The organism is Thauera sp. GDN1, assembly GCF_029223545.1.
Classification (GTDB): domain Bacteria; phylum Pseudomonadota; class Gammaproteobacteria; order Burkholderiales; family Rhodocyclaceae; genus Thauera.
Map to the genome: position 1 here is coordinate 1,211,626 of NZ_CP097870.1, position 24,632 is coordinate 1,236,257.

The following is a 24,632-nucleotide window of genomic DNA, read 5'->3' on the forward strand; positions in this document are numbered from 1 at the left end:
CTTAAAAGGCCTTGTGGTTGGCAATGTTGCAGTGCGATTACGCCGTCCGCGCGGTGTGGCGGATGTGGCGTGGACGCATCCGCCCGCGCCGTGTCCGCGGCCTCAGACCCACTGCCGGCGGCGTTCCATCAGTTTCCAGATCAGCGGCGTCAGGATCAGCTGCATCGCCAGGTCGAGCTTGCCGCCCGGGATCACGATGGTGTTGGCGCGGCTCATGAAGGCGTCGTGGATCATGCGCAGCAGGTAGGGGAAATCCACGCCGCGCGGATCCTTGAAGCGGATCACCACCATGGATTCGTCCTGCGTCGGCACGTCGCGCGCGATGAAGGGGTTCGAGGTGTCGACCACCGGTACGCGCTGGAAGTTGATGTGGGTGCACGCGAACTGCGGGACGATGTAATGAACGTAGTCGTGCATGCGGCGCAGGATGGTGTCCTGGACGGCCTCGGCGGTGTAGCCGCGCAGCTTGGTGTCGCGGTGCAGCTTCTGGATCCACTCCAGGTTGATGATCGGCACCACGCCGATCAGCAGGTCCACATGGCGGGCGATGTTGACGCTCTCGGTCACCAGCGCGCCGTGCAGGCCCTCGTAGAACAGGCAGTCGGTGCCGACCGGCAGGTCTTCCCATTCGGTGAAGGTGCCCATCGGCAGGTTCCAGCGCATGGCCTGGGCTTCGTTGTGGATGTAGTAGCGGCGGCGGCCGGTGGCGGCCTCGCCATAGGCGCGGAACAGGCTCTCGAGCTCGGGCAGCAGGTTGGCCTCGGGACCGAAGTGGCTGATGCCGCGCTTGCCTGCGTTCTCCGCGTCCTCGATCAGCGTCTTCATCTCGGTGCGGGTGTAGCGGTGGAAGCTGTCGCCCTCGACGATCGCGGCGTTGACGTTCTCGCGGTGGAAGATGGCTTCGAAGGTGTGCTTGACCGTCGTGGTGCCCGCGCCGGACGAGCCGGTGACCGCGATGATCGGGTGCTTCATGGACATGATGTGCTCCGCCGCTGGCGTATATCTGAATACGCTTATTGTGTGCCGCCGCAGGGCAGCGGAAAAGGGGCGCCGGCTTCCGGCTGCGCGCCGCACCGGGGCTCAGGAATGCCCCTTGATCCACGCCGACCATTCGGTGAACAGCGCCGGGCTGGCGGCGGCGATCACGCCGCGCTTGATCGCCGGGCCGGACATCAGCTTGCCACCGTCGAGCGCCTCGGCCTGGCCGCCGGCTTCGGCGAGGATCAGGCGTCCGGCCGCGTAGTCCCACAGCATCTGCCCGCCGTGCACATAGACGTCGAGCCGGCCGGCGGCGACGAAGCACCATTCGAGCGCGCTGGAGCCGAAGTTGCGCTGCGAGTAGTAGGGCGGGCGCACGGCCAGCTCGTCGCCGAGATGATGGCTGATGCGCTTGAAGTCGACGCCGGCGACCGCGTCGCCCAGGCTGCTCGCGCACTGGCGCAGCGGCAGCTCGTTGCCATTGAGGAAGGCGCCGGCGCCGCGCGCGGCGTAGAAGGATTCGTCGGTGATCGGGTTGTAGACCACGCCGATCACCGGCTCGTGCTCGATCAGGTAGGCGATCGACACCGCGAACAGCGGGATGCCGTTGGCGAAGTTGGTGGTGCCGTCGATGGGGTCGATGCACCACAGGCCGCGGGCACCCCCGTTCCAGTGTTCGGCCTGTTCGGCCGGGGTCATCTCCTCGCCGAGCACCGCGCCGGGCAGGAACTCCGGCAGCGCCTCGGTGAAGCGGCGCTGGGATTCGAGGTCGGCCTCGGTGAACAGCGAACCATCGGCCTTGCGATTGCGCGAGGACTTCAGGTAACGCGGCAGGATTTCTTCGCGCGCGATGTCGCGGACCAGGGATTCGAGCGCGCGGGCACGGGCGAGACGCTGCGAGGCTGTGGGCATGGGGACTTCCTTGCCGGTCGGATGGGCGGGGCGCAGCCTATAATCTTACGATGATTTCACGCTTCCACTTTCCCGGCCGTCTGCCCGCAGCGGGCGAACTCGAGCTCCCCGACGCGCTCGCCCACCATGCGGTGCGCGTGCTGCGCCTGCGCGACGGCGAGCGCATCGTGCTCTTCGACGGCGAAGGCGGGGAGGCCGAGGCGACGCTGCAGGTGCGCGGCAAGGCGGCGTGGGCGCAGGTCGAGGCGCGCCGCGAGGTCGATCGCGAGTCGCCGCTCGCCATCGTGCTGGTGCAGGCCCTGGCGGCCGGCGACAAGATGGACTGGGTGGTGCAGAAGGCGGTCGAGCTCGGGGTGAGCGCGATCCAGCCGGTGCAGGCGGAGCGCTCGGTGCTGCGCCTCGCCGGCGAGCGCGCCGACAAGCGCCTGGCGCACTGGCAGCAGGTGGCGGTGTCGGCCTGCGAGCAGTGCGGCCGCAACCGCCTCCCCGAGATCCGCCCGCTGCAGCCGCTGGCGAGCTGGCTGGCGGCGCACCGCGATGCGCTCAACTACGTGCTCGCGCCCGGCGGCGCAGCGGGTTTCGCCGCAGAGCCGGCGCCGCAGGCCGCGGTGCATCTGCTCGTCGGTCCGGAGGGCGGCTGGAGCGAGGGCGAGATGGCGGCCTTCGACGCCGCCGGCTGCCGCCGCGTGCGCCTGGGGCCGCGGGTGCTGCGCACCGAGACCGCGGGCCTGGCGGCGATCGCCGCGCTGCAGAGCCGCTGGGGCGATTTCTGAGGCAGGGCCCCCGTACTCCGGCCGGACGTGTCGCACGTCGTCGACGGCGAGCGCCGCATCTCGCCGCCTGGCCGCCCTACTTGCCTAGCAGCGGTTTCACCACCCGGCGCAAGGCGCTGTCTTCCGGATGGGGCTGGACGGTGAAACCGAGTCCCTGCATCAGGCGCAGCATCTTGGCGTTCTTGCCCAGCACGTCGCCGAAGATGGCGCGACAGCCCTTGTTGCGCGCGACCTCGATGATGGCGCCCATCAGCCGGCGGCCCAGGCCGTAGCGCTGCCAGGCGTCCGACACCACCAGCGCGAACTCCACCGATCCGCCGTCCTCGGCGAGCGCGTAGCGCGCGCTGCCGATCATCTGCTCGTTGCCGCGTTCGTCGAGGGTGGTGGCGATCAGCGCCATCTCGCGGTCGTAGTCGATCTGCGTGAAGCGCGCGACCAGCGCCGGGCTGAGCTCCTCGATTTCCTCCATGAAGCGCATGAAGCGGGTTTCCGCGCTCAGGCTCTCGAAGAAGCCGAGCAGCAGCTGCGCGTCCTCGGGGCGCACCGGCCGCGTGCGCACCGCGCGGCCGTCACCGATCTTCCAGTCCTGGACCAGATGCAGCGGATAGGGATGGATCGCCATGTGCGCGTAGCGGTCGCTGCCCGCGGGCAGGCCCTGGTCGATGAGCACGCGCGCGTCGGCGGCGATCGCGCCCTCGGCATCCACGATCAGCGGGCCGATCTCCAGCTCGCGTACCGCGGGCAGCTCGCACACCAGATCCGACACGGCCACCAGCACCTGTTCGATCGCGCTGCGGTTGAGCGTGCCGGGCTGGCTGCGCGGGCCCTGGGTCGCTGGGGGCAGGGCCGAGTCGATGAGGTCGCGCGCCAGCACCGCGTTGAGCGGCGGCAGCGCGAAGGTGCGGGGCGCCGAGGCATCGTGCGGGCCGAGACTGATCACCGGGCCGAAGATCGCGTCGCGATGCACCTGGATGCTCAGCTCGCGCGCGCGCGGCCGGTACAGGTAGGGCTCGATCGACACGCCGTTGATGTGCGCCTCGGGGTGGCGGATGCGCACCGTGTCGACGATGTCGTGATAGGCGCTCCACACCGACTCGGTGGTGTTGAGGTTGAGGCGCACGCCGCCGGACTCGGACTTGCTGGAGACTTCGGGGGCGTCGACCTTCATCGCCACCGGGAAGCCCACCTGTTCGGCGACGAACAGCGCCTCGGTGGCATCGCGGGCGACCGTGGTGTGGGTGACCGGAATGCCGAAGCTGCGCAGCAGCGCCTTCGACTCCATGGCCGACAGGATGTGGCGGCGCTGGTTGAGCAGGCTCTCGACGAGCACGCGCGCGCCACCGCTGCGGCGCCAGGCGGTGGCGCTGCCCCCGCCGGCGGTCTGCAGCAACAGGGTCTGGCTGCGGTGGAAGCGCGAGATGTTGTGGAACAGCTCGATCGCCGCCTCCGGCGAGGAGAACACCGGGATTCCTGCCTTCTCCAGCAGGGTGCGCGCCTCGGCCACCTGGCCGCCGCCCATCCAGCAGCAGCACAGCTTGAGCCGCACCTGGGCGGCGAGGTCGATGATCTCCTGCGCGACCTCGACCGGATCGACGAGCGCGTGCGGCGACAGGATCACCAGCAGGTTCGACACGGCGCCGTCCTCGGCGAGCGCGAGGATGGCGTCGCGGTAGAGCTGCGCGCTGGCGTCGCCGCCGAGGTCGAGCGGGTTGTGGGTGCGGCGCTCGCGACCGCCCAGGCGCTCGAGCGCGGCGATCGTCGGCGAGCCTAGGTTCACCAGTCCGGTGCCGAGGTCCTTGGCGCGGTCGGCGGCGAGGTCGGCCGGGCCGCTGCCGTTGGAGACGATGGCGAGGCTGTCCTCGCGCGGACGGAAGCCGCAGGACAGGGCCTTGGTGGCGAAGAACAGCTGGTCCACGTTCTGCACCCGCACCACGCCGGCGCGGCGCATCGCGGCCTCGAACACCACGTCGGCCAGCGCCGCGGTGGCGGCGGCCGGGGTGCTGCCATCGGCGTGGCCGTGGCGTCCTGCCTTGAGCAGGATGATCGGCTTGACGCGCGCGGCCGAGCGCAGCGCGCTCATGAAGTGGCGGGCGTTACGTACATGGTCGACGTAGAGCAGGATGTAGCGCGTCTGCAGGTCGTGGGTCAGGTACTCGAGGGTTTCGCCGAAGTCGATGTCCACCGTGCCGCCGAGCGAGATCACCGAGGAGAAGCCGACGCCGTTGGTCAGCGCCCAGTCGAGCACGACCGAGCACATCGCGCCCGATTGCGAGACCAGGGCGATCTCGCCGGGCTTGACGGTGATGCGGGTGAGCGCGGCATTGAGCCCGCTGCCGGGACGGGCGATGCCGATGCTGCCGGGGCCGAGCAGGCGCAGCCCGGTCTCGCGCGCGGTCTCGATGATGCGGCGTTCGAGCGTGTGCCCGGTGGCGCTGACGATCACCGCGTTGCGCACCCTGCTGCGCCCGCACTGCGCGGTCACGCTGTGCAGCACGCGCGCCGGGGTGGCGATGATGGCGAGATCGACCGGGCGGCCGATGTCCTCGATCGAGCGGTGGCAGGGATGGTCCTGGATGCTCTCGTACTTGGGATTGACCGCATACAGGCTGCCGCGATAGCCGCCTTCCATCAGGTTGCGGAAGATCATGCGCCCGACCGAACCCGGCGCGTCGGAAGCGCCGATGACGGCGATCGATGCGGGTTCGAAGGCGGTGCTCAGAGCGTGGGGGCCGGCCATGGTGTGCGCGCTGCAGGTTGGATGGGGAATGAAGTGATACCAGTTTGTTTGTGATCGAGATTTGACTTGTATCAGCCGGCCGCGTCCCTGGCGCCGACGGCAATGAAAAACGGCCGTCGAGACGGCCGTCGGATGCTGCAGGGGCTTGCGGGCGCCGCCGGCCCGCAAGCCGGATCAGCGCTCGTCGAAGCTGATCCTCAGGCGCTTGGTGGTGGCGCGCGCCTGGCAGCTCAGCACGTAGCCCTGCGCGACCTCGTCGGCCTCGAGCGTGAAGTTCTTGTCCATCACGACCTCGCCTTCCGTGACCTTGGCGCGGCAGGTGCAGCACACGCCGGCCTTGCACGAGAAGGGCAGGTCGAGACCGGCGTTGAGGCCGGCGTCGAGCAGGTGCTCGTCCGGACCGATCGCGATCTCGTGCTCCTTGCCGTCCAGCACCAGGGTCATGGTGATGTCCTTGGCCGCCGCGGCGACCGCCTCGGCGGTGCTCGAGGCGCCGACCGGGTGGGCGCCGGCGGGCAGGTTGGCGGTGAAGCGCTCGGTGCGGATGCGGTCGGCGGGCACGCCGGCCTGGACGAGTGCGTTCTCGGTGGCGGTGATCATCTCGTCCGGGCCGCAGATGAAGACCTCGTCCATGCTGCCCACCGGGAGCAGGGCGTCGATGATCGCCCGCACCTTGTCGCCGTCGATGCGGCCCTGCAGCAGATCGACTTCCTGCGCCTGGCGCGAGAGCACATGGATCATGGTCAGGCGGTCGCGGTAGCGGTCCTTGAGGTCCTGCAGGTCCTCGTTGAACATCACCGTGGACATGCGGCGGTTGCCGTAGATCAGCGTGAACTTGGAGTCCGGCTGCTCCTCGAGCGTGCTCGCGGCGATCGACAGGATGGGCGTGATGCCCGAGCCGGCGGCGAAGCCGACGCGGTGGATCGCACGCTTCTTCTTGACCACGAAGCGGCCATCGGGCGGCATCACCTGGATGGTGTCACCGGCCTTGATGGCGCGCGTGGCCCAGTTCGAGAACAGGCCGCCCTCGACCGGGCGGATGCCGATCTCGAGCTCGCCGTCGCGGGCCAGGCGGCTGCGCGGGCTGCTGATCGAGTAGTTGCGGCGTACGTCCTGGCCGTCGATGGTGGCGCGCAGGGTGAGGAACTGGCCCGGCTCGAAGGCGAAACGCTCGCGCTCGGCCTCGGGGATGGCGAAGGTGATCGCCACCGCGCCGGCAGCCTCGGGGCTCACGCGCTTGACGGCGAGTTCTTGAAAACGGAGTGCGGACATTGTGTGTGCTCCGACCTTAATAGGGTTTGAAGTAATCGAAGGGCTCCTGGCAGTCGAGGCACTTGTACAGCGCCTTGCAGGCCGTGGACCCGAACTCGGAGGTGACGACGGTGTGGGTGGAGCCGCACTGCGGACAGGCGACCGCCTCGGTCGGCTGCCGGCGCACGAACTTCAGCACGCTGACCTCGCCGGCGCCGCTGCCGCAGGTGCGGTGGGGCGGGGCGATGCCGTAGGCGCGCAGCTTCTCCTTCGCCTCGTCGCTCATCCAGTCGGTGGTCCAGGCCGGCGCGAGCTGGGTGATCACCCGCGCCTCGATGCCGGCCTGTTCCAGGCTCGCCCGCACGTCGTCCTCGATCTGTCCCATGGCGGGGCAGCCGCTGTAGGTCGGGGTGATGACCACCTCGATGCCCGCCGGCGTTTGCCGCACGTCCCGCAGGATGCCCAGCTCGCGCAGGGTCACCACCGGGATCTCCGGGTCGGTCAGGGGCTCGAGGGTGGCCCAGATCTTGTCCACGACGCTGCTCATGGCCTTCGTCCTTACCAGGTGGCGCCCGGGTGGGCGCGGGCCAGGCCCTGCATCTCGCCGAGCAGGTAGCTCAGGTGCTCGGAGTGCAGGCCGATCTTGCCCTCGGTCACGTAGCCGTGGAAGTTCGGGCGGGTCAGCGTGGCTTCGGCCAGGGCGTCGTTCACCAGCGCATCCCAGGCCGGGCGCAGCGCCCACACGTCGATGCCGATCTTGGCCGCCACCGCGGCGCCTTCGGCCGGGCTGGTGGTCCAGAACTCCTCGGTGTAGGGCATGAGGTGGTTCACCGCGGCCTGGGCGCGGGCGTGCGATTCCTCGGTGCCGTCGCCCATGCGCACCAGCCAGTCACGCGAATGGTGCAGGTGGTAGCTGGTTTCCTTCAGCGACTTTGCGGCGATCGCGGCGAGGCTGGCGTCGGCGGACTGCTGCAGGCCGTCCCACACGTGCACCATCAGCGCCGAGTACAGGAAATTGCGCACGATGGTGGTGGCGTAGTCGCGGTCGGCCGCGGCGTAGCCGACCAGCGGCCCGTGGTGCGGGAGTTCCAGCAGCGTGTAATTGCGGAACTCGTGCGGGCCGCGGAAGTAGGCCAGCTTGTCCTCGGTCGCGTCGCCGCCCATCAGCTCGGCCGCGCGCTGGTACAGCAGGCGGGCCTGGCCGATGAGGTCGAGGCTGACGTTGGCGAGCGCCATGTCTTCCTCGAGGATGGGGCCGTGCCCGCACCATTCGGCGTTGCGCTGACCGAGCACGACGGCGTTGTCGGCCAGGTGCAGCAGGTAGTCGATCGGCGTGCTCATTACATGTGCCCCACTTCTTCAGGGATTTCGTAGAAGGTCGGATGGCGGTAGATCTTGTCGGCCGCGGGGTCGAACAGTTCGCCCTTGTCGTCCGGGTTGCTGGCGGTGATCGCCACCGAGGGCACCACCCAGATGCTCACGCCTTCCTGGCGGCGGGTGTAGACGTCGCGCGCCATGTGCAGGGCCTGGGCGGCGTCGGCCGCGTGCAGGCTGCCGCAGTGCTTGTGCTCGAGGCCTTGCTTGCTGCGGACGAAGACTTCCCAGAGGGGCCAATCCTTGAGTGCGGGGGTGTTCATGCTGCCTCCTTCAGTGCGCGTTCTTTTTGCTTGCGGGCGTAGGCCTGAGCCGCATCGCGGACCCACTGGCCATCGTTGTGAGCCTTGACCCGGGTGGCCAGGCGTTCCTTGTTGCACGGTCCGTTGCCTTCGACGGTGTTCCAGAACTCGGCCCAGTCGATCTGGCCGTAGTCGTAGTGCTGGCGCGCCTCGTTCCACTTCAGCTCGGGGTCGGGCAGGGTCACGCCCAGGACCTTGGCTTGCGGCACGGTGGCGTCGATGAACTTCTGGCGCAGGTCGTCGTTGCTGATGCGCTTGATGCCCCAGCGCATGCCCTGCGCGCTGTGCGGGCTGTCGGCATCCGGCGGCCCGAACATGGCCAGGCACTTCCACCAGTAGCGGTTGACCGCGTCCTGCACCATCGCGCGCTGCTCGTCGGTGCCCTTCATCATCACCAGCAGGGCCTCGTAGCCCTGGCGCTGGTGGAAGGACTCTTCCTTGCACACGCGGACCATGGCGCGGGCGTAGGGGCCGTAGGAGCAGCGGCACAGCGGGACCTGGTTCATGATCGCCGCGCCATCGACCAGCCAGCCGATCACGCCGACGTCGGCCCAGTTCAGGGTCGGGTAGTTGAAGATCGAGCTGTACTTGGCCTTGCCGGAGTGCAGGCCCTCGAGCATCTGGTCGCGGCTGGTGCCCAGCGTCTCGGCCGCCGAGTACAGGTAGAGGCCGTGGCCGCCCTCGTCCTGGACCTTGGCGATCAGGATGGCCTTGCGCTTGAGGCTGGGGGCGCGCGAGATCCAGTTGCCCTCGGGCAGCATGCCGACGATCTCGCTGTGGGCGTGCTGGCTGATCTGGCGGACCAGGGTCTTGCGATAGGCCTCGGGCATCCAGTCCTGCGGCTCGATGCGGCCGTCGGCGTCGATGCGGGCCTCGAATGCGGCTTCCTGGTCGCTCGGCGCATTGGCGACCGGGGCCAGTTTCTTTCCGGACTCGTCCGGAATGTCCATTGCCTGGGTGTACATGTGTTTCCTCCTAGCAAACACCGCTCCGGGGGATACCGGAACGGAACGCGGGACGTGGATCTGGCCCGCCCTCTCCTCAATGGTCCGCCGCGCCCGGGGCGCAGCGGGTGTTCATGCCATCCATGCCGGCGGGCGCTTGTCGAAGAAGGCGGCGAAACCTTCGCGCGCCTCGTCGGTTGCGCGCTGGCGCGCGATGCGGATGGCGGTTTCCTCTGCGACCGCGTCGTCGATCGGCCGCCCCGACAGGGCCGCGATCAGCTGCTTGGCGGCGAGCTGGGCCTGCGGCCCGCAGGCGAGCAGTGCCTGGACCAGTCGGTCGAGCGCCGCGTCGAGTTCATCCAATGCGACGACCTCGTTGACCAGGCCCATGGCTTCGGCTTCCGCGGCGCCGAAGCGTTCGGCGCTCTGGAAGTAGCGCAGCGCGTGGCGCGGACCGATGGCACGCAGCACGTAGGGGCTGATCACCGCGGGGATGATGCCGAACTTGACCTCGGAGGTCGCGAAGCTGGCATTGTCCGCCGCGATCGCCATGTCGCAGGCTGCGGCAAGGCCGGTGCCACCACCCAGCGCCGCACCCTGCACGCGGGCGATGGTCGGCTTCGACATCCCGGACAGCGCGCGCAGCATGGCGGCGAACTTGCGCGAATCGGCGAGGTTCCCGGCCTCGGTGCTGTCGGCGGCGCGGCGCATCCAGTTGAGGTCGGCGCCGGCCGAGAAGTGCTTGCCGCGACCGGCCAGCACCACCACGCGCACGCTGGCGTCGGCGTCGAGTTCGACGCAGGCGGCAGCGAGCTCGGCGATGAGCTGCTCGTTGAAGGCGTTGAACACCTCCGGGCGGTCCATCCAGATGGTGGCGACCGCGCCGCGGCGTTCGATGGCGAGGGTTTCGTAATTCATGGCCCTGTCCCGTGCCTCAGACGCGCTCGATGATCATCGCGATGCCCTGGCCGACGCCGATGCACATCGTGCACAGCGCGTAGCGGCCGTTGCGGCGCTGCGGCTCGTAGGCGGCGGTGGTCACCAGGCGCGCGCCGCTCATGCCGAGCGGGTGACCCATGGCGATCGCGCCGCCGTTGGGGTTGACGCGCGCTTCGTCGTCGGCGAGGCCGAGGTCGCGGACCACGGCGAGCGCCTGCGCGGCGAAGGCTTCGTTGAGCTCGATGACGTCCATCTGCTCGAGCGTGAGGCCGGCCTTGGCCAGCACCTTGCGCACCGCGGGCGCCGGACCGAAGCCCATGATGCGCGGCGGCACGCCGGCGGTGGCCATGGCGACGACACGCGCACGCGGGGTCAGGCCGTACTTCGCAGCGGCGGCCTCGGAGGCCAGCAGCACGGCGCAGGCGCCGTCATTGACGCCCGAGGCGTTGCCCGCGGTGACGCTCAGCTCGGGGCCGTTGACGCCCTTGAGCTTGGCCAGCATCTCCAGCGTGGTTTCGGGGCGCGGATGTTCGTCGGTGTCGAACAGGATCGGGTCGCCCTTCTTGCGCGGGATCTCGACCGGCACCAGCTCGTCCGCGAAGCGGCCGGCGGCGTGGGCCGCGGCCCAGCGCTGCTGCGAGCGCAGCGCGAAGGCGTCCTGGTCGGCGCGCGAGATGTTGAACTCGGCGGCGACGTTGTCCGCGGTCTGCGGCATCGAGTGCGTCTCGTACAGCTTCTTCATCATCGGGTTGATGAAGCGCCAGCCGATCGTGGTGTCGTAGATCGCGGCCTGGCGGGAGAAGGCCGACTCGGCCTTGCCCATCACGAAGGGCGCACGCGACATGCTCTCGACGCCGCCGGCGATCATCAGCTCGGTCTCGTCCGACTTGATCGAGCGCGCGGCCAGGCCGATGGCGTCCATGCCGGAGCCGCACAGGCGGTTCACCGTGGTGCCCGGCACCTCGATCGGCAGCCCGGCGAGCAGGCCGGACATGCGCGCGACGTTGCGGTTGTCTTCGCCGGCCTGGTTGGCGCAGCCGTAGATGATGTCCTCGACGGCGGCCCAATCGACCTGCGGGTTGCGCGTCATCAGCGCCTTGAGCGGCACGGCGCCGAGGTCGTCGGCGCGGACCGCCGCCAGGGTGCCGCCGTAGCGGCCGATCGGGGTGCGGATGGCGTCGCAGATGAAGGCTTGGGTCATCGCCAGCTCCTTACAGTTGCTTCGGGCGCTGATCGATGACGCGGCGAGCCTTGCCGGTCAGCGTGCGCGGAATGGCTTCGAACTCCATCACGTTCACCTTGGTGCTGATGCCGATGATGGTCTTGATGTGGTGCTGTAGCTCGCGGGCGATGTTCTCCGTCTCGGTGCGGCTGAGCTTGCCCGACAGTTCGCGCTGGACCTCGACGCGGATCTCGACGTTGTCGAGGTGGCCGTCGCGGGTGAGCACGATCTGGTAGTTCCCCGACAGGCGCTTGTCGCGCAGGATCTGCTCCTCGATCTGGGTCGGGAACACGTTCACCCCGCGCACGATCAGCATGTCGTCCGAGCGCCCGGTGATCTTGCCGATGCGGCGGAACGAACGCGCGGTCGGCGGCAGCAGGCGGGTGAGGTCGCGGGTGCGGTAGCGGATGACCGGGAAGGCTTCCTTGGTCAGCGAGGTGAACACCAGCTCGCCTTCCTCGCCGTCGGGCAGTACCTCGCCGGTCTCGGGATCGATGATCTCGGGGTAGAAGTGGTCTTCCCAGATCACCGGACCGTCCTTGGTCTCGATGCACTCGCAGGCCACGCCCGGGCCCATCACTTCGGTCAGGCCGTAGATGTCGATGGCGTCGATGCCGAGCTTGCGCTCGATCTCGGCGCGCATGCCTTCGCCCCAGGGCTCGGCACCGAACACGCCGACCTTCAGCGAGATCTCGTCCGGCTTGATGTTGAGGCGCTCGAACTCCTCGGCGATCACCAGCGAGTAGGACGGCGTGACCATGATCGCGTCGGGGCGGAAGTCCATGATCTGCTGGACCTGCTTCTCGGTCTGGCCGCCGGACATCGGCACCACCGTGCAGCCGGCGCGCTCGATGCCGTAGTGGGCGCCGAGGCCGCCGGTGAACATGCCGTAGCCGTATGCGTTGTGCACCATGTCGCCGGCGCGCACGCCCGCCGCGCGCAGCGAGCGGGCGACGACGTCGGCCCAGTTGTCGAGGTCACGCTTGGTGTAGCCGACCACCACCGACTTGCCGGTGGTGCCGCTCGAGGCGTGCAGGCGGGCGACCTTGTCGCGCGGCACGGCAAAGAGGCCGAAGGGGTAGTTGTCGCGCAGGTCCGTCTTGGTCATGAACGGGAACTTGGCGAGGTCGGCCAGCGACTTCAGGTCGTCGGGGTGCACGCCCGCTTCCTCGCAGCGCTTGCGGTACGGTGCCACGTTGTCGTAGGTGTGGCGCACCGACCACTGCAGGCGCTGCAGCTGGAGGGCGGAGATCTCGTCGCGGCTGGCGGTTTCGATCGGGTCGAGGTCGCCGGGACTGGGGCTTTTCACGGTCATGGTCTTGTCTTCTCCTCTCTGTTCTGGGGTGGCCGTTCAGGCCCGTTCGGCCGCCAGGCCGGCGATCACTTCGCCGGAAATGCGGTAGCTCTTGCCGCGGAAAAGCGCGACCGTCCGGCCGGCGCTGTCACGCACGGTGACGTCATAGACGCCGGTGCGGCCCGACGCCGAGCGCTCGACCGCTTCGGCCTGCAGGGTGTCGCCTTCCTTGCCCGGGGCGACGAAGTCGATGTTGCAGCCCGAGGCCACGGTGTTGCGGTTGTAGGCGTTGCAGGCGTAGGCGAAGGCGGTGTCGGCGAGGCTGAAGATCAGGCCGCCGTGGCAGATGTGGTGCCCATTCACCATGTCGCTGCGCACCCGCATGCTCAGCGTGGCGGTGCCGGGACCGACGCTGTCGATGCGCATGCCGAGCGCCTGGGCGGCGCGGTCGCGCGACCACATCGCCGTCGCGACGGCTTCGGCCAGCGCCTGCGGATCGGTGGGGATGTCGTGACGTTCAGTCATGGATCTTCTTTCCGGCAAGGACGCGCTGCTGGATCAGCGGCGAGACGCGGTAACGGTCCTCGCCGTAGAAGCGGGCGAGATTGGAGAGCACGTTGCAGATGGTCGGCAGGCCGACGCGGTCTGCCCATTCCAGCGGTCCGCGCGGATAGTTCACGCCCAGTTTCATCGCCGCATCGGCGCCGGCGGCGTCGCACACGCCCTGGTTCACCGCATCGGCGGCCTCGTTGGCGAGCGTCGCCACGGTGCGCATGACGGCCAGGCCAGGGGTGTCGCCGAGGCGGCAGACCTCGAAGCCGGCGGCCTGCAGCAGGCCGATGGCCGCGCCAACCGCGGGTGCGAAACAGTTGATCGCGGCGCCGACGGCGATGCGGGTCGCGCTCGCGTAGTCGAGGGCGAGGTCGATCAGCACCACATTGGCGATGCCCATTTCCGCGGCGCGCTGGGTGGCGGTGCGGCCGTCGGTGACGAAGATCACCGCGCCGCCGACCTCGGCGATGCGGCCGTCGGCGGCCTCGCCCCAGGAGTGGGGGATGTTGCGTTCGAACAGGCGGTCGGCGAGCGCATGTACCGCGGCCGAGTGGCCGTGCAGCACGACCTCGCCCGGTGCCTGCTGTGCCACCGCGACCTGCGCTTCGGGACGTTCGGCGCCTTCGCGGTAGTCGTAGAAGCCGCGGCCCGACTTGCGGCCGTAGAAGCCCGCATCGACCAGTTCCTGCTGGATCAGCGAGGGCGTGAAGCGCGGATCGTTGTAGAAGGCATTCCACACCGAGCGGGTCACGGCGAAGTTCACGTCATGGCCGATCATGTCCATGAGCTCGAACGGCCCCATGCGGAAGCCGCCGGCGTCGCGCATGATCGCGTCCAGCGTCGCGCAGTCGCCGCCGCCCTCGTTCACGATGCGCAGCGCCTCGGCGTAGTAGGGGCGGGCGACGCGGTTGACGATGAAGCCCGGCGTCGAGCGCGCATGCACCGGCGTCTTGCCCCAGGCCGCGGCGGTGGCGAACAGGGTGTCGGCGATGGCGCGGTCGGTGGCGAGCCCGGAGACGATCTCCACCAGCTTCATCAGCGGCGCGGGGTTGAAGAAGTGCAGCCCGGCCAGGCGCTCGGGGCGCCGGAGCGCGGCGCCGATCGAGGTCACCGAGATCGACGAGGTGTTGGTGCCGAAGATGCAGTCGGCGCCGACGATGTCTTCCAGGTCGCGGTACAGCTTCTGCTTGGCTTCCAGGTTTTCGACGATGGCTTCGACCACCAGGGCGGCGTCGGCCAGGTCGGCGAGCTGTTCGACGGCAACCAGGCGAATGCCGGCGGCCTGCGCGGACTCGGCGCTCATCCTGCCCTTGTCGGCGAGCTTGCCGAACTGGGCGCGGATGCCTTCGATCGCCTTCGCGGCGGCGCCCGGGCGGTTGTCGAGGAGCTTGACCACGTGGCCGGCGGCGGCCGCCACCTGGGCGATGCCGGCACCCATGGCGCCGGTGCCGACCACGGCGATGATGGCCGAGGCGGGCAGCGGCGGCGCGGACGGCTTGGAGGTCTGGGTGTCGGTCACGCTCATTCCCCCGTGAACTTCGGTGCGCGCTTTTCCATGAAGGCGGCGACGCCCTCGGCGTAGTCCGGGCTCCAGCCCAGCTCGCGCATGAAGCCGCCCTCGAAGGAGAGCTGCTGCTCGAGCGTGTGGCCGGGCGCGGCGTGCATCGCCTGGCGGGTGCGCACCAGCGCCTTGGTCGGCATCGTCGCGAGCTGCGCGGCGAGCGCTTCCACCTTGGCGCCGAACTCGGCGTCGTCGTACGCGGCCCAGATCAGCCCCCACTCGGCGGCCTTGTCGGCGGGCAGCTTGTCGGCCAGCATCGCCAGGCCCATCGCGCGCGCCATGCCGACGCGCTGGGGCAGGAACCAGGTGCCGCCGGTGTCCGGGATCAGGCCGATCTTGCTGAAGGCCTGCAGGAAGGAGACCGACTTCGCCGCCACCACCAGGTCGCAGGCCAGCGCCACGCTGGCGCCGGCGCCTGCGGCGATGCCGTTGACCGCGGCGATGGTGGGCACGCGCAGGTTCTGCAGGCGCAGCACCAGCGGCTTGTAGTTGTTCTCGACCACGTTGCCGATGTCGGGCATCTTGCCGTCGGCGGCGGCCATGTCCGGGTCGGCGAGATCCTGGCCGGCGCAGAAGGCACGGCCGGCGCCGGTGAGCACCAGCACGCGCGCGGCCTTGTCGGCCTGGATGCGGTCGAGCGCGTCACGCAGCTCGGCGTGCATCTCGCCGGTGAAGCTGTTGAGCTTGTCGGGGCGGTTCAGCGTCAGGCGGGCGATGCCCGCGTCCACTGCAAACTGGATGTTCCTGTATTCCACGGACGGCTCCTCAGACGTGGTAGCGACGCTGGACGACACGGAAGCGGTTGGCGACGAAGGCCGAATCCGAATACGAGGCGTTGGCCGACGGGTTGCCACCGGTGCCGTGGTAGTCGGAGAAGGCCGCCGACTGGTTCACGAAGATGCCGCCGGTGAGGTTGATCGACAGGGCGACCTTGCCGCGCCAGGTGGCCTCGGTCATCGCGTCGATGACGTCCTGCCGGGTGGAGTAGAGGCCGACCGTCAGCGCGCCATGGGTCCTGACCACGCGCTCCGAGAGCGCGATCGCGGCGGCGGTGTCGGCGACCTTGACGATGAAGCTGATCGGGCCGAAACGCTCTTCCATGTAGGCCTTCTCGTCGGCCGCGTCGCAAGCCAGCAGCACCGGCGTGCGCACCTTGGCGCCGGGGAACTCGGGGTTGTCGAGCTTCTGCGAGGCGAGCACGACCTTGCCCAGCGCGCCGCTGTTGGCGATCTCGATGCGCTCGGCGGTGTCGGCGGACTGGATCGCACCCAGCACCGCGAAGGCGACTTCCGGCTTGGACAGGAAGCGCTCGACCGCGCGGGCGAGATCGGCGCAGACCTCGTCGTAGCTCTTGTGGCCGTCCTCGGTGTCGATGCCGCCGGCGGGCACGAAGATCGCTTGCGAGGTGGTGCACATCTGGCCCGAGTACAGCGACAGCGTGAACGCGAGGTTGCCCAGCATCGCCTTGTAGCTGTCGGTGGAGTCGATGACGATGTTGTTGACGCCGGCGAGCTCCGCGTAGACCTGGGCCTGGCGGCAGTTGTCGATCAGCCACTGGCCGAACACGTTGCTGCCGGTGAAGTCGATCGACTGCACCGCGGGGTGGGTGGCGAGCGCCTGGGTGACGGTGCGCGCGGTGGCCACGCACAGGCTCACCAGGTTGGGGTCGATGCCGTTCTCGGCGAGCACTGCGCGGATCGTGCGCACGGTGATCGCGGCCGGCAGGATGGCGTTGCTGTGCGCCTTGACGATGACCGCGTTGCCGGTGGCGAGCGCGGCGAACAGGCCCGGGTAGGTGTTCCAGGTCGGGAAGGTGCCGCAGCCGATCACCAGGCCGACGCCGCGGCCGACGATCTGGAAGTGCTTCTTCATGACCAGCGGCGGGTTCTTGCCCTGCGGCTTCTCCCAGGTGGTCTCGGCCGGCACGAAGCTCTGCTCGCGCCAGGCGTAGGTCACGGCCTCGAGGCCGCGGTCCTGGGCGTGCGGGCCGCCGGCCTGGAAGGCCATCATCCAGCCCTGACCGGTGGTCATCATGACCGCGTGGGCGATCTCGAAGCTCTGCTTGTTCAGGCGGTCGAGGATCTCCAGGCAGATGCCGGTACGACCGTCGGCGCCGATGCCCTGCCAACCCTTCATGGCCTCGAGGCCCGCGGCGATCAGCGCGTCGGGTTCGCACACCGGGTAGCTGACGTCCAGCGCGACGCCGTAGGGCGAGGTCTCACCGCCGTGCCAGCCGGTCTGGCCGGGCTGGTCGAGCTCGAAGCGCTTGCCCAGGTTGGCCTCGAAGGCGCGCTTGCCTTCGTCGGGCGCGTTCTCGCCGTAAAGCTTGGGGCTCGGCATCTCGGGGAAGGGAGACCAGTAGCCGCGCGTGGCGATGGCTTTGAGGGCGCTTTCGAGGGTGGCGCGATGCTTCTCGAGCAGGGGGTGGGTCATCGGTCTCTCCATGTGGGTGGTCTTCTGGTGCAAACGATACGAACTGATTTGGATTGTGTCAATGCTTTGTATCTGTTCTGGACGAGGTCATGCTTCGAGATTCCCTTATCCGGAACAGCTTAACTAAAAAGGAAGTCACGTAAAAACAATGAGCTATGGCGTAGTTTTGGCGCTTTGAATCCCGTTGGGTGCTGTCTGAAAAAGTTCATCGCGCAGATTGTGAGTATGAAAGCGATACTTGTAAGTTGATGGTGATGTATCATTGAGTATCACAAAAACATCCCTGGAGCTTGCTCCCGCCAGGCCCCGGGGCGCAGGCGCCTCCGCTGCCATCCGCGCCGCCTTTGCGCCCGCCGGTCCGGCAACGACTCCCTCGATCCTCGATGCTCATGACCCATTCGCTCCTTCCCGCGCGCCGTCCGGGCGCTAGGCGTCACGCCACGGAATCGATAGACTTCCGCCCCCCAGGCGCCGGTCACGAAATTCAGCCCGTGAGCACATCCATCCAAGACCGTCTCGAAGCGTTTCGCAAGCAGGACCGCATCCAGGCAGGGTCGCTGATCATCTCCGTCTTCGGCGACGCAGTCGTGCCGAGGGGCGCGCGCGTCTGGCTGGGCAGCCTCATCCGTCTGCTCGAGCCGCTGGGCTTGAACGAGCGTCTGGTGCGGACCTCGGTGTTCCGTCTCGTGCGCGACGAGTGGTTGTGCAGCGAGCCGCGTGGCCGCCGTACCGACTATCTGCTGACCGCCTCGGGCATGCAGCGCATCGAGGAGGCCTCGCGCCGCATCTACGCGTCCCATGCGCAGGTCTGGGACCGGCGCTGGCGGCTGATCCTCACGGTCGGCGAGCTTGCCGCCAAGGATCGGGAGCGCTTGCGCAAGGCGCTGTTCTGGCAGGGCTTCGGCACCCTGAACGGGGACTGTTTCGTGCATCCGAGCGCGGATCTGATCGGCGCCTTCGACGCGCTGGTGGGGGAGGGGCTGGGGGCGCTGCTGCCGAGGCTCAAGCCGCTGATGGCGGCCGAGGCGGCATCGGGGACGGCGGCGAGCGATGCCGACCTGGTGCACGCGGCATGGAATCTCGAACGCCTGGCCGCCACCTATCGGGATTTCGTCGCGCGCTATCAGCCGATCCTCGCCCAGTTGCGTGACGGTGCGGGCGAGACCGACGACGAAAGCGCCTTCCTGCTGCGGGTGCTGCTCATCCACGATTTCCGGCGGCTGCTGCTGCGCGACCCCGGTCTGCCCGACGTGCTGCTTGCCGGCGACTGGCCCGGTCAGCGTGCGCGGCTCCTGTGCCGCGAACTCTATCGCCGTCTGCTCGCCGCCTCCGAGCGTCACATCGACGCGCACTTCCAGCTCGCCGACGGCCGCACGCCCGAGGCGTCGTCCCGGCTTTTCGAGCGTTTCCAGGACGCGGATCCGCTGCTCGGCGGCTGAGTCGCCGACGCGTCGCGCGCGCGACCGTTCATCCGGGGCGCGGGCTGGCGGCGGGCGTTGCGCGTGCATGTCCGCGCTCACCGGGCCGATGCGCGTTCGCGCTCAGTCTTCCTTGTTGCGCAATGCCACCAGCGGCACCACGTCGGGCATGTGGATGCGCTTGCGGTCGGGTTCCGCCGCGGTCAGCGGCGTGGTTTCCTGCATGGTCGCCAGGCTGCGGCGGGCGAGATCCTGGTAGGTCGCGGTGCCTTCGCTCTTCCAGCGGACCTCCTCGTCGGTCAGGGCCCGGATCACCTTCGCCGGCATGCCGGCCACCAGCACGCGCGGCGGAATTTCCGCGCCGGCCTTGACGAAGGCCGAGGCGGCGACGATCGAGGCTTCGCCGATCACCGCGTTGTCCATGATCACCGCGTTCATCCCGACCAGCGCATTGCGTCCCACCCGGCAGCCGTGCAGGACGGCGCCGTGGCCGATGTGGCCATCCTCCTCGACCACGGTGTCGGTGCCGGGGAAGCCGTGCATCACGCAGGTGTCCTGGATGTTCGAGCCGCGCTCGAGGATCAGGCGGCCGAAGTCGCCGCGCAGGCTGGCGCACGGGCCGACGTAGCAGCCCGGGCCGACGATCACGTCGCCGATCAGTACCGCGGAGGGGTGGACATAGGCGGTCGGATCCACCACCGGCACGATCCCGTCGATCGCATAGACTTTCAATTGGGTCATTGCTGTTCTCCTGAAACTCGACTTATGTTACATATAAAGAAAACAATTCTTCAATAAGTAATTTTATGGGCGAGGCGACGATGAGTGAGGAACTGGACGGCAAGCATGGCGTGCAATCCCTCGAGGTGGGCATGAGCATCCTGCGTGCGATGGTCACCGGCAAGCGCTCGATGATGCTCAAGGACATCGCCCTCGCGGCGGACATGCCGCCCTCGAAGGCGCACCGCTATCTCGTCAGCCTGATCCGCAGCGGTCTCGTCGAGCAGGACCGGCTGACCTCGCGCTACGACCTCGGTCCCTTCGCCCTCAATCTCGGCCTGGTTGCCCTCGATCGGGTGGATCGCATCCGTCTCGGCCTCGCCGCCATCAGTGAATTGCGCGACCTCACCAACGAGACGGTCTCGCTCGCGGTGTGGAACGAGCGCGGGCCGGTCGTCGTGCGCTGGGAGCGTCCGCGTCGGCCGATCACCGTCAACGTGCTGACCGGCACCAGCCTCAGCCTGCTCGGTTCGGCCGCGGGACGGGTGTTCGCGGCCTGGCTGCCGGAGCAGCAGACCGAGGCGCTGCTGCTGCGCGAGATCGAATCCGGCCGGGTGCCCGAGGGCATCAGGACGATCGAGGATGCACGCCGCCTGCTCGCCGAGGTTCGCGAGCACGGTGTTGCGGTGATCTCCAGCGGTTATTTCGCCCCCGGCGTCGAGGCCGCCGCTGCGCCGGTGTTCAACTTCAAGAACGAGATCAACATGAGCATCGCCCTCGTCGGCGTCGAGGGGACGCTCGATCTGAGCGAGCACAGTCCGGCGCTCGCTGCGCTGAAGGACGCCTGTGTGGCGCTGTCGGCGCGGCTCGGTGCGACCGCGCTTCCGGCCGCGGCGGCAGGCGAGGGCGCGGACTGAGCTGCGAAGGCTGCGGCTACGGGATGCGGTCGAATCGATACATTTTTTTTTGTTGACTCGTTCTTTTGTATCATTTCTAATTACTAGAACAAGTTCTATATTTCAGAACCAAATGCCGCAGCAGCAGCGGCGCGCCAACGACTCGCCGGATCAGGCGCACCGGCAATCGGCCCCATCACTGGAGGAGACACCATGAAACTGCGTACCACCCTGCTGGCCGCCATCGGCCTCGCATTCGCCGCCACCGCCGCCCAGGCCGAGATCAAGGTCGGCGTCGTGCTGTCGGCCACCGGCCCTGCGGCCTCGCTCGGCATCCCGGAAAAGAACACGATCTCCCTGCTGCCGACCACGATCGGTGGCGAGAAGGTCAGCTATATCGTGCTCGACGACGCCTCCGACACCACGACCGCGGTCAAGAACGCACGCAAGCTGGTCGCCGAGGACAAGGTCGACGTCATCGTCGGTACCACCACCAGTCCGGCTTCGCTGGCGATGATCGACGTCGCGGCCGAAACCCAGACGCCGATGATCTCGATGGCGGCCTCGGCCCGCATCGTCTCGCCGATGGACGACAAGAAGCGCTGGATCTTCAAGACCCCGCAGAACGACCAGCAGATGGCCTCGGCGATCATCGAGCACATGGGCGCCAGCAACATCAAGAAGGTGTCCTTCATCGGCTTCGCCAACGCCTATGGCGAAGGCTGGTACGAGCAGTTCAAGAAGCTGGCCGAAGCCAAGGGCATCGAGATCGTTGCCAACGAGCGCTTCAACCCCGCCGACACCTCGGTGACCGGTCAGGCGCTCAAGCTGATGTCGGTGAAGCCCGACGCGGTGTTCATCGCCGGCTCCGGCACCCCGTCGGCGCTGCCGCAGAAGACGCTGCGCGAGCGCGGCTACAAGGGCCCGATCTACCAGACCCACGGTGTTGCCAATAACGACTTCCTGCGCATCTGCGGCAAGGACTGCGAAGGCACGCTGCTGCCGGTCGGCCCGGTGCAGATGGCGCGCAGCCTGCCCGACAGCCACCCGGTGAAGGCCACCGCGCTGGCCTATGTCGAGAAGTACGAGGCCGCCAACGGCGCGGGTTCGGTGTCGAGTTTCGGCGCCTACGCCTGGGATGCCGGCGTGCTGCTGCAGGCTGCGGTGCCGAACGCCCTCAAGGCCGCCAAGCCGGGCAGCGCGGAGTTCCGTGCCGCGCTGCGCGACGCGCTCGAAGGCGTCAAGGAAGTCGCCGGCGCCACCGGCATCTACTCGATGAGCGCGGAAGACCATCTCGGTCTGGACGACCGTTCGCGCGTGATGATCGAGATCCGCAACGGCACCTGGTCGCTGCTGAAGTAATCGCTTGAACGGGCGCGGGGCGTGCATGCGCCTCGCGCCCGCTTTGCCTTGCCGGCCGGGCCGGCGCGAGGAATGAAGAGCAGCCGGCGGTCGATGACCGCGGGCGAAGACGGGGCGTATCCATGGATTTCTCAATTGCACTGATCCTGGGCCAGGACGGCATCACCAACGGCGCGATCTACGCGCTCTTGGCGCTGGCGCTGGTGCTGGTGTTCGCGGTCACGCGGGTGATCTTCATCCAGCAGGGCGAGTTCGTGGCCTACGGGGCGCTGACGCTGGCGATGATGCAGTCGGGGGCGACGCCGGCCACGGTGTGGCTGCTGGTGGCGATGGGGGTGCTGGTGACCGTGCTCGACGGCGCCCGTGCCTTGAAGGCCGGCCAGGGTCGCCGCGCCGCCGCGGTGGCGGGCTGGAACCTGGCGTACCCGCTGGCGCTGGCCGGGCTGCTGGCGACGACGGCGGCCAATGAGCTGCCGCTGGCGCTGCAGGTCGTGCTGACGCTGGCGATCGTGGTCCCGATGGGGCCGATGATGTACCGCCTGATGTACCAGCCGATCGCCTCCGCCCCGGTGCTGATCCTGCTGATCGTCTCGGTGGCGCTGCACATCGCGATGGTCGGGCTGGGGCTGCTGTTCTTCGGCGCCGAAGGCCAGAGGACGCCCACCTTCAGCGACGCGAGCTTCGAGCTCGGCCCGCTGATGGTCTCCGGGCAGACGCTGTGGGTGCTGGTGGTGTCGGTGCTCTTGATCGTGGCGCTGTACCAGTTCTTCGAGCGCACGCTCTACGGCAAGGCGCTGCGCGCGACCGCGATCAACCGCGTGGGCGCGCAGCTGATGGGGATCTCGCCCGCGCTCGCCGGCAAGCTGACGTTTTTCCTGGCCGCCTTCATCGGCGCGCTCTCGGGCGTGCTGATCGCCCCGATCACCACCATCTACTACGACACCGGCTTCCTGATCGGCCTGAAGGGCTTCGTCGCCGCCATCATCGGCGGCCTGGCGAGCTACCCGCTGGCCGCCGCGGGTGCGCTGGTGGTGGGGCTGCTCGAAGCCTTCGCCTCCTTCTGGGCCAGTGCCTACAAGGAAGTCATCGTCTTCACCCTGATCATTCCCGTGCTGCTGTGGCGTTCGCTGACCAGCCACCACGTGGAGGAAGAAGAATGAGAACCGACCGTCTGGTGCTGGGAGTCTTCCTGGCCGTGCTGCTGGCGGTGCCGGCGGTGCTGTCGCCGTACTACGTCACGCTGCTGAACTACATCGGCCTCTATGCGATGGTCGCGCTCGGGCTGGTGCTGCTGACCGGCGTGGGCGGGCTCACGAGCTTCGGCCAGGCCGCCTTCGTGGGCCTGGGGGCCTACACCACCGCCGCGCTCACCACCGCGACCGATCTGCCGTCGTGGATCGCCTGGGTGGGCGCCTCGCCCTGGCTCACGCTGGTGGCGGGCCTCGTCCTCACCGCGGTGGTGGCGGTGCTGATCGGCTCGCTCACGCTCAAGCTCTCGGGCCACTTCCTGCCCCTGGGCACGATCGCCTGGGGCATCAGCCTGTACTTCCTCTTCGGCACCATGGCGAGCCTGGGCGGGCACACCGGCATCAGCGGCATCCCGGCGATCAGCCTCTTTGGCTGGACGCTCGACGACGGCGGCGAGATCTACTACCTGATCTGGGCCTTCCTGCTCGTGGCCATGCTCACCACCCACAACCTGCTCGACTCGCGCGAAGGCCGTGCCATCCGCGCCCTGAAGGGCGGGCGGGTGATGGCCGAGGCGATGGGCGTGGATACCGGGCGCGCGCGCATGATCATCTTCGTCATCGCCGCACTGCTCGCCTGTGCCTCGGGCTGGCTGTACGCGCACATGCAGCGCTTCGTCAATCCGACCCCGTTCGGCGTGCACATCGGCATCGAGTACCTCTTCATGGCGGTGGTCGGCGGTGCCGGCTACGTGTGGGGCGCGATCGTCGGCGCCGGCGTCATCACCGTGCTCAAGCAGTGGCTGCAGGACTGGTTGCCGACGCTTCTGGGCGCGAGCGGCAACTTCGAGATGATCGTGTTCGGCATCCTGATGGTGCTGGTGCTGCACCGAGCCCGCGAGGGCGTGTGGCCGATCCTCAAGAAGCTGGTGCCGGTGCGCGCCATCCACAAGCAGATCGACCCCAAGGCCGAGAACCTGCCGCGGCGCACGCTCCCCAAGGCCGGCGAGCTCATCCTCGAGGCGAAGAACGTCACCCGCAAGTTCGGCGGCCTGGTGGCCAACAACGACATGAGCCTGGAGGTGCGCGCGGGCGAGATCCTGGCGCTGATCGGTCCCAACGGCGCGGGCAAGAGCACCATGTTCAACCAGATCTCGGGCGTCGACACCCCGACCTCGGGCGAGGTGCTGTTCCTGGGCAAGCCGGTGGCCGGCCACGACTCGCGCGAGATCGCCCGCCTGGGCATGAGCCGCACCTTCCAGCATGTGAAGCTGCTGCCGACCATGACCGTGCTCGAGAACGTCGCCATCGGCGCGCACCTGAGGAGCGGCAAGGGCGTGCTGAGTTCGGCCTGGCGCCTGGACCGGGCGGAAGAAGCGCGCATCCTCAAGGAAGCCGCCTACCAGATCGAGCGCGTGGGCCTGAAGGAGCACATGTTCGACGAAGCCGGCAGCCTGGCCCTGGGCCAGCAGCGCATCCTCGAGATCGCGCGCGCGCTGTGCGCCGACCCCTGCCTGCTGCTCTTGGACGAGCCTGCCGCCGGCCTGCGCTTCAAGGAGAAGGAAGCGCTCGGCGAGCTGCTGCGAAAGCTGCGTTCGGAGGGCATGGCCACGCTGATCGTCGAGCATGACATGGACTTCGTGATGAACCTGGTCGATCGCGTGGTGGTGATGGAGTTCGGCCAGAAGATCGCCGAGGGCCTGCCCGACGAGATCCAGCAGAACCCGGCGGTGCTCGAAGCCTATCTGGGCGGCGTGGAGTGAGCGAGGAGAACGCG

General features: G+C 68.5%; 22 protein-coding genes. 6 read left to right on the plus strand and 16 right to left on the minus strand.

The features are described 5' to 3' along the window. Positions 1-102: 102 nt before the first annotated feature. Positions 103-978, minus strand: a complete 876-nt coding sequence (locus CKCBHOJB_RS05490; protein ID WP_281051009.1) for a phosphoribulokinase — start codon at positions 976-978, stop codon at positions 103-105. A gap of 102 nt (positions 979-1,080) precedes the next feature. Further along, the gene (locus CKCBHOJB_RS05495) at positions 1,081-1,890 is read right to left on the minus strand and encodes an inositol monophosphatase (RefSeq protein WP_281051010.1); all 810 of its coding nucleotides are present in this window, start codon (positions 1,888-1,890) and stop codon (positions 1,081-1,083) included. Positions 1,891-1,940: 50 nt separating this feature from the next. Between CKCBHOJB_RS05495 and CKCBHOJB_RS05500 the strand changes: the two genes are divergently transcribed. Next, a complete protein-coding gene (locus CKCBHOJB_RS05500) occupies positions 1,941-2,663 on the plus strand; it encodes a 16S rRNA (uracil(1498)-N(3))-methyltransferase (protein WP_281051011.1) in 723 nt (240 codons plus the stop codon). Positions 2,664-2,739: 76 nt separating this feature from the next. On the opposite strand, the gene CKCBHOJB_RS05505 is transcribed toward CKCBHOJB_RS05500, so the two are convergent. The 13 genes from CKCBHOJB_RS05505 to paaN all read right to left on the minus strand — a co-directional run bounded on the left by CKCBHOJB_RS05505 (position 2,740) and on the right by paaN (position 17,272). After that, on the minus strand, positions 2,740-5,400 hold the full coding sequence (locus CKCBHOJB_RS05505; protein WP_281051012.1) for a bifunctional acetyl coenzyme A synthetase (ADP forming), alpha domain/GNAT family N-acetyltransferase: 2,661 nt from the start codon (positions 5,398-5,400) through the stop codon (positions 2,740-2,742). Positions 5,401-5,574: 174 nt separating this feature from the next. Then, complete coding sequence (locus CKCBHOJB_RS05510) at positions 5,575-6,672, minus strand: 2Fe-2S iron-sulfur cluster-binding protein (RefSeq protein ID WP_281051013.1); 1,098 nt, start codon at positions 6,670-6,672, stop codon at positions 5,575-5,577. A gap of 16 nt (positions 6,673-6,688) precedes the next feature. After that, the gene (gene paaD, locus CKCBHOJB_RS05515) at positions 6,689-7,198 is read right to left on the minus strand and encodes a 1,2-phenylacetyl-CoA epoxidase subunit PaaD (protein WP_281051014.1); all 510 of its coding nucleotides are present in this window, start codon (positions 7,196-7,198) and stop codon (positions 6,689-6,691) included. Positions 7,199-7,209: 11 nt separating this feature from the next. Beyond that, entirely contained in the window at positions 7,210-7,992 is a 783-nt protein-coding gene (gene paaC, locus CKCBHOJB_RS05520) for a 1,2-phenylacetyl-CoA epoxidase subunit PaaC (protein WP_281051015.1), read from the minus strand. Further along, on the minus strand, positions 7,992-8,288 hold the full coding sequence (gene paaB / locus CKCBHOJB_RS05525; RefSeq protein WP_004299876.1) for a 1,2-phenylacetyl-CoA epoxidase subunit PaaB: 297 nt from the start codon (positions 8,286-8,288) through the stop codon (positions 7,992-7,994). The genes paaC and paaB overlap by 1 nt, the downstream gene beginning before the upstream one ends. Further along, entirely contained in the window at positions 8,285-9,292 is a 1,008-nt protein-coding gene (paaA, locus tag CKCBHOJB_RS05530; RefSeq protein WP_281051016.1) for a 1,2-phenylacetyl-CoA epoxidase subunit PaaA, read from the minus strand. The genes paaB and paaA overlap by 4 nt, the downstream gene beginning before the upstream one ends. Positions 9,293-9,403: 111 nt before the next feature. Beyond that, positions 9,404-10,189, minus strand: coding sequence for an enoyl-CoA hydratase/isomerase family protein (locus CKCBHOJB_RS05535; RefSeq protein ID WP_281051017.1), 786 nt, complete (start codon positions 10,187-10,189; stop codon positions 9,404-9,406). Positions 10,190-10,205: 16 nt separating this feature from the next. Then, positions 10,206-11,411, minus strand: coding sequence for a 3-oxoadipyl-CoA thiolase (gene pcaF, locus CKCBHOJB_RS05540; protein WP_281051018.1), 1,206 nt, complete (start codon positions 11,409-11,411; stop codon positions 10,206-10,208). A gap of 10 nt (positions 11,412-11,421) precedes the next feature. After that, complete coding sequence (paaK, locus tag CKCBHOJB_RS05545; RefSeq protein ID WP_281051019.1) at positions 11,422-12,747, minus strand: phenylacetate--CoA ligase PaaK; 1,326 nt, start codon at positions 12,745-12,747, stop codon at positions 11,422-11,424. A 36-nt stretch (positions 12,748-12,783) separates the two neighbouring features. Beyond that, positions 12,784-13,251, minus strand: coding sequence for a hydroxyphenylacetyl-CoA thioesterase PaaI (paaI, locus tag CKCBHOJB_RS05550; protein ID WP_281051020.1), 468 nt, complete (start codon positions 13,249-13,251; stop codon positions 12,784-12,786). After that, positions 13,244-14,803 carry a 3-hydroxyacyl-CoA dehydrogenase PaaH gene (gene paaH, locus CKCBHOJB_RS05555; RefSeq protein WP_281051021.1) on the minus strand — a complete coding sequence of 520 codons (1,560 nt, stop codon included), beginning with the start codon at positions 14,801-14,803 and terminating at the stop codon, positions 13,244-13,246. The genes paaI and paaH overlap by 8 nt, the downstream gene beginning before the upstream one ends. Continuing rightward, a complete protein-coding gene (gene paaG / locus CKCBHOJB_RS05560; protein WP_281051022.1) occupies positions 14,800-15,594 on the minus strand; it encodes a 2-(1,2-epoxy-1,2-dihydrophenyl)acetyl-CoA isomerase PaaG in 795 nt (264 codons plus the stop codon). Before paaG ends, paaH begins: the two co-directional genes overlap by 4 nt. A 10-nt stretch (positions 15,595-15,604) precedes the next feature. Then, complete coding sequence (gene paaN, locus CKCBHOJB_RS05565) at positions 15,605-17,272, minus strand: phenylacetic acid degradation protein PaaN (protein ID WP_281051023.1); 1,668 nt, start codon at positions 17,270-17,272, stop codon at positions 15,605-15,607. A 389-nt stretch (positions 17,273-17,661) separates the two neighbouring features. Here paaN and paaX point away from each other — a divergent pair, with 389 nt between their 5' ends. Continuing rightward, a complete protein-coding gene (paaX, locus tag CKCBHOJB_RS05570) occupies positions 17,662-18,711 on the plus strand; it encodes a phenylacetic acid degradation operon negative regulatory protein PaaX (RefSeq protein WP_281051024.1) in 1,050 nt (349 codons plus the stop codon). Between the two features lie 102 nt (positions 18,712-18,813). On the opposite strand, the gene paaY is transcribed toward paaX, so the two are convergent. Beyond that, a complete protein-coding gene (paaY, locus tag CKCBHOJB_RS05575; protein WP_281051025.1) occupies positions 18,814-19,431 on the minus strand; it encodes a phenylacetic acid degradation protein PaaY in 618 nt (205 codons plus the stop codon). Positions 19,432-19,511: 80 nt separating this feature from the next. Here paaY and CKCBHOJB_RS05580 point away from each other — a divergent pair, with 80 nt between their 5' ends. From CKCBHOJB_RS05580 to CKCBHOJB_RS05595, 4 genes are all read left to right on the plus strand, one after another. Next, positions 19,512-20,327, plus strand: coding sequence for an IclR family transcriptional regulator (locus tag CKCBHOJB_RS05580; RefSeq protein WP_281051026.1), 816 nt, complete (start codon positions 19,512-19,514; stop codon positions 20,325-20,327). A gap of 192 nt (positions 20,328-20,519) precedes the next feature. Beyond that, positions 20,520-21,668, plus strand: a complete 1,149-nt coding sequence (locus tag CKCBHOJB_RS05585; protein WP_281051027.1) for an ABC transporter substrate-binding protein — start codon at positions 20,520-20,522, stop codon at positions 21,666-21,668. 122 nt (positions 21,669-21,790) lie between these two features. Next, positions 21,791-22,828 (plus strand): branched-chain amino acid ABC transporter permease, encoded by a 1,038-nt coding sequence (locus CKCBHOJB_RS05590; protein ID WP_281051028.1) that lies wholly within the window; start codon positions 21,791-21,793, stop codon positions 22,826-22,828. Beyond that, positions 22,825-24,618, plus strand: a complete 1,794-nt coding sequence (locus CKCBHOJB_RS05595; RefSeq protein WP_281051029.1) for a branched-chain amino acid ABC transporter ATP-binding protein/permease — start codon at positions 22,825-22,827, stop codon at positions 24,616-24,618. Before CKCBHOJB_RS05590 ends, CKCBHOJB_RS05595 begins: the two co-directional genes overlap by 4 nt. The last annotated feature ends 14 nt before the right edge of the window (positions 24,619-24,632 follow it).

Excerpts from the sequence above, each read along its gene's own strand:
- CKCBHOJB_RS05490 (WP_281051009.1), bottom strand. The coding sequence starts at position 978 with ATGTCCATGAAGCACCCGATCATCGCGGTCACCGGCTCGTCCGGCGCG.
- CKCBHOJB_RS05495 (WP_281051010.1), bottom strand. The coding sequence starts at position 1,890 with ATGCCCACAGCCTCGCAGCGTCTCGCCCGTGCCCGCGCGCTCGAATCC.
- CKCBHOJB_RS05500 (WP_281051011.1), top strand. The coding sequence starts at position 1,941 with ATGATTTCACGCTTCCACTTTCCCGGCCGTCTGCCCGCAGCGGGCGAA.
- CKCBHOJB_RS05505 (WP_281051012.1), bottom strand. The coding sequence starts at position 5,400 with ATGGCCGGCCCCCACGCTCTGAGCACCGCCTTCGAACCCGCATCGATC.
- CKCBHOJB_RS05510 (WP_281051013.1), bottom strand. The coding sequence starts at position 6,672 with ATGTCCGCACTCCGTTTTCAAGAACTCGCCGTCAAGCGCGTGAGCCCC.
- paaD (WP_281051014.1), bottom strand. The coding sequence starts at position 7,198 with ATGAGCAGCGTCGTGGACAAGATCTGGGCCACCCTCGAGCCCCTGACC.
- paaC (WP_281051015.1), bottom strand. The coding sequence starts at position 7,992 with ATGAGCACGCCGATCGACTACCTGCTGCACCTGGCCGACAACGCCGTC.
- paaB (WP_004299876.1), bottom strand. The coding sequence starts at position 8,288 with ATGAACACCCCCGCACTCAAGGATTGGCCCCTCTGGGAAGTCTTCGTC.
- paaA (WP_281051016.1), bottom strand. The coding sequence starts at position 9,292 with ATGTACACCCAGGCAATGGACATTCCGGACGAGTCCGGAAAGAAACTG.
- CKCBHOJB_RS05535 (WP_281051017.1), bottom strand. The coding sequence starts at position 10,189 with ATGAATTACGAAACCCTCGCCATCGAACGCCGCGGCGCGGTCGCCACC.
- pcaF (WP_281051018.1), bottom strand. The coding sequence starts at position 11,411 with ATGACCCAAGCCTTCATCTGCGACGCCATCCGCACCCCGATCGGCCGC.
- paaK (WP_281051019.1), bottom strand. The coding sequence starts at position 12,747 with ATGACCGTGAAAAGCCCCAGTCCCGGCGACCTCGACCCGATCGAAACC.
- paaI (WP_281051020.1), bottom strand. The coding sequence starts at position 13,251 with ATGACTGAACGTCACGACATCCCCACCGATCCGCAGGCGCTGGCCGAA.
- paaH (WP_281051021.1), bottom strand. The coding sequence starts at position 14,803 with ATGAGCGTGACCGACACCCAGACCTCCAAGCCGTCCGCGCCGCCGCTG.
- paaN (WP_281051023.1), bottom strand. The coding sequence starts at position 17,272 with ATGACCCACCCCCTGCTCGAGAAGCATCGCGCCACCCTCGAAAGCGCC.
- paaX (WP_281051024.1), top strand. The coding sequence starts at position 17,662 with ATGACCCATTCGCTCCTTCCCGCGCGCCGTCCGGGCGCTAGGCGTCAC.
- paaY (WP_281051025.1), bottom strand. The coding sequence starts at position 19,431 with ATGACCCAATTGAAAGTCTATGCGATCGACGGGATCGTGCCGGTGGTG.
- CKCBHOJB_RS05580 (WP_281051026.1), top strand. The coding sequence starts at position 19,512 with ATGAGTGAGGAACTGGACGGCAAGCATGGCGTGCAATCCCTCGAGGTG.
- CKCBHOJB_RS05585 (WP_281051027.1), top strand. The coding sequence starts at position 20,520 with ATGAAACTGCGTACCACCCTGCTGGCCGCCATCGGCCTCGCATTCGCC.
- CKCBHOJB_RS05590 (WP_281051028.1), top strand. The coding sequence starts at position 21,791 with ATGGATTTCTCAATTGCACTGATCCTGGGCCAGGACGGCATCACCAAC.
- CKCBHOJB_RS05595 (WP_281051029.1), top strand. The coding sequence starts at position 22,825 with ATGAGAACCGACCGTCTGGTGCTGGGAGTCTTCCTGGCCGTGCTGCTG.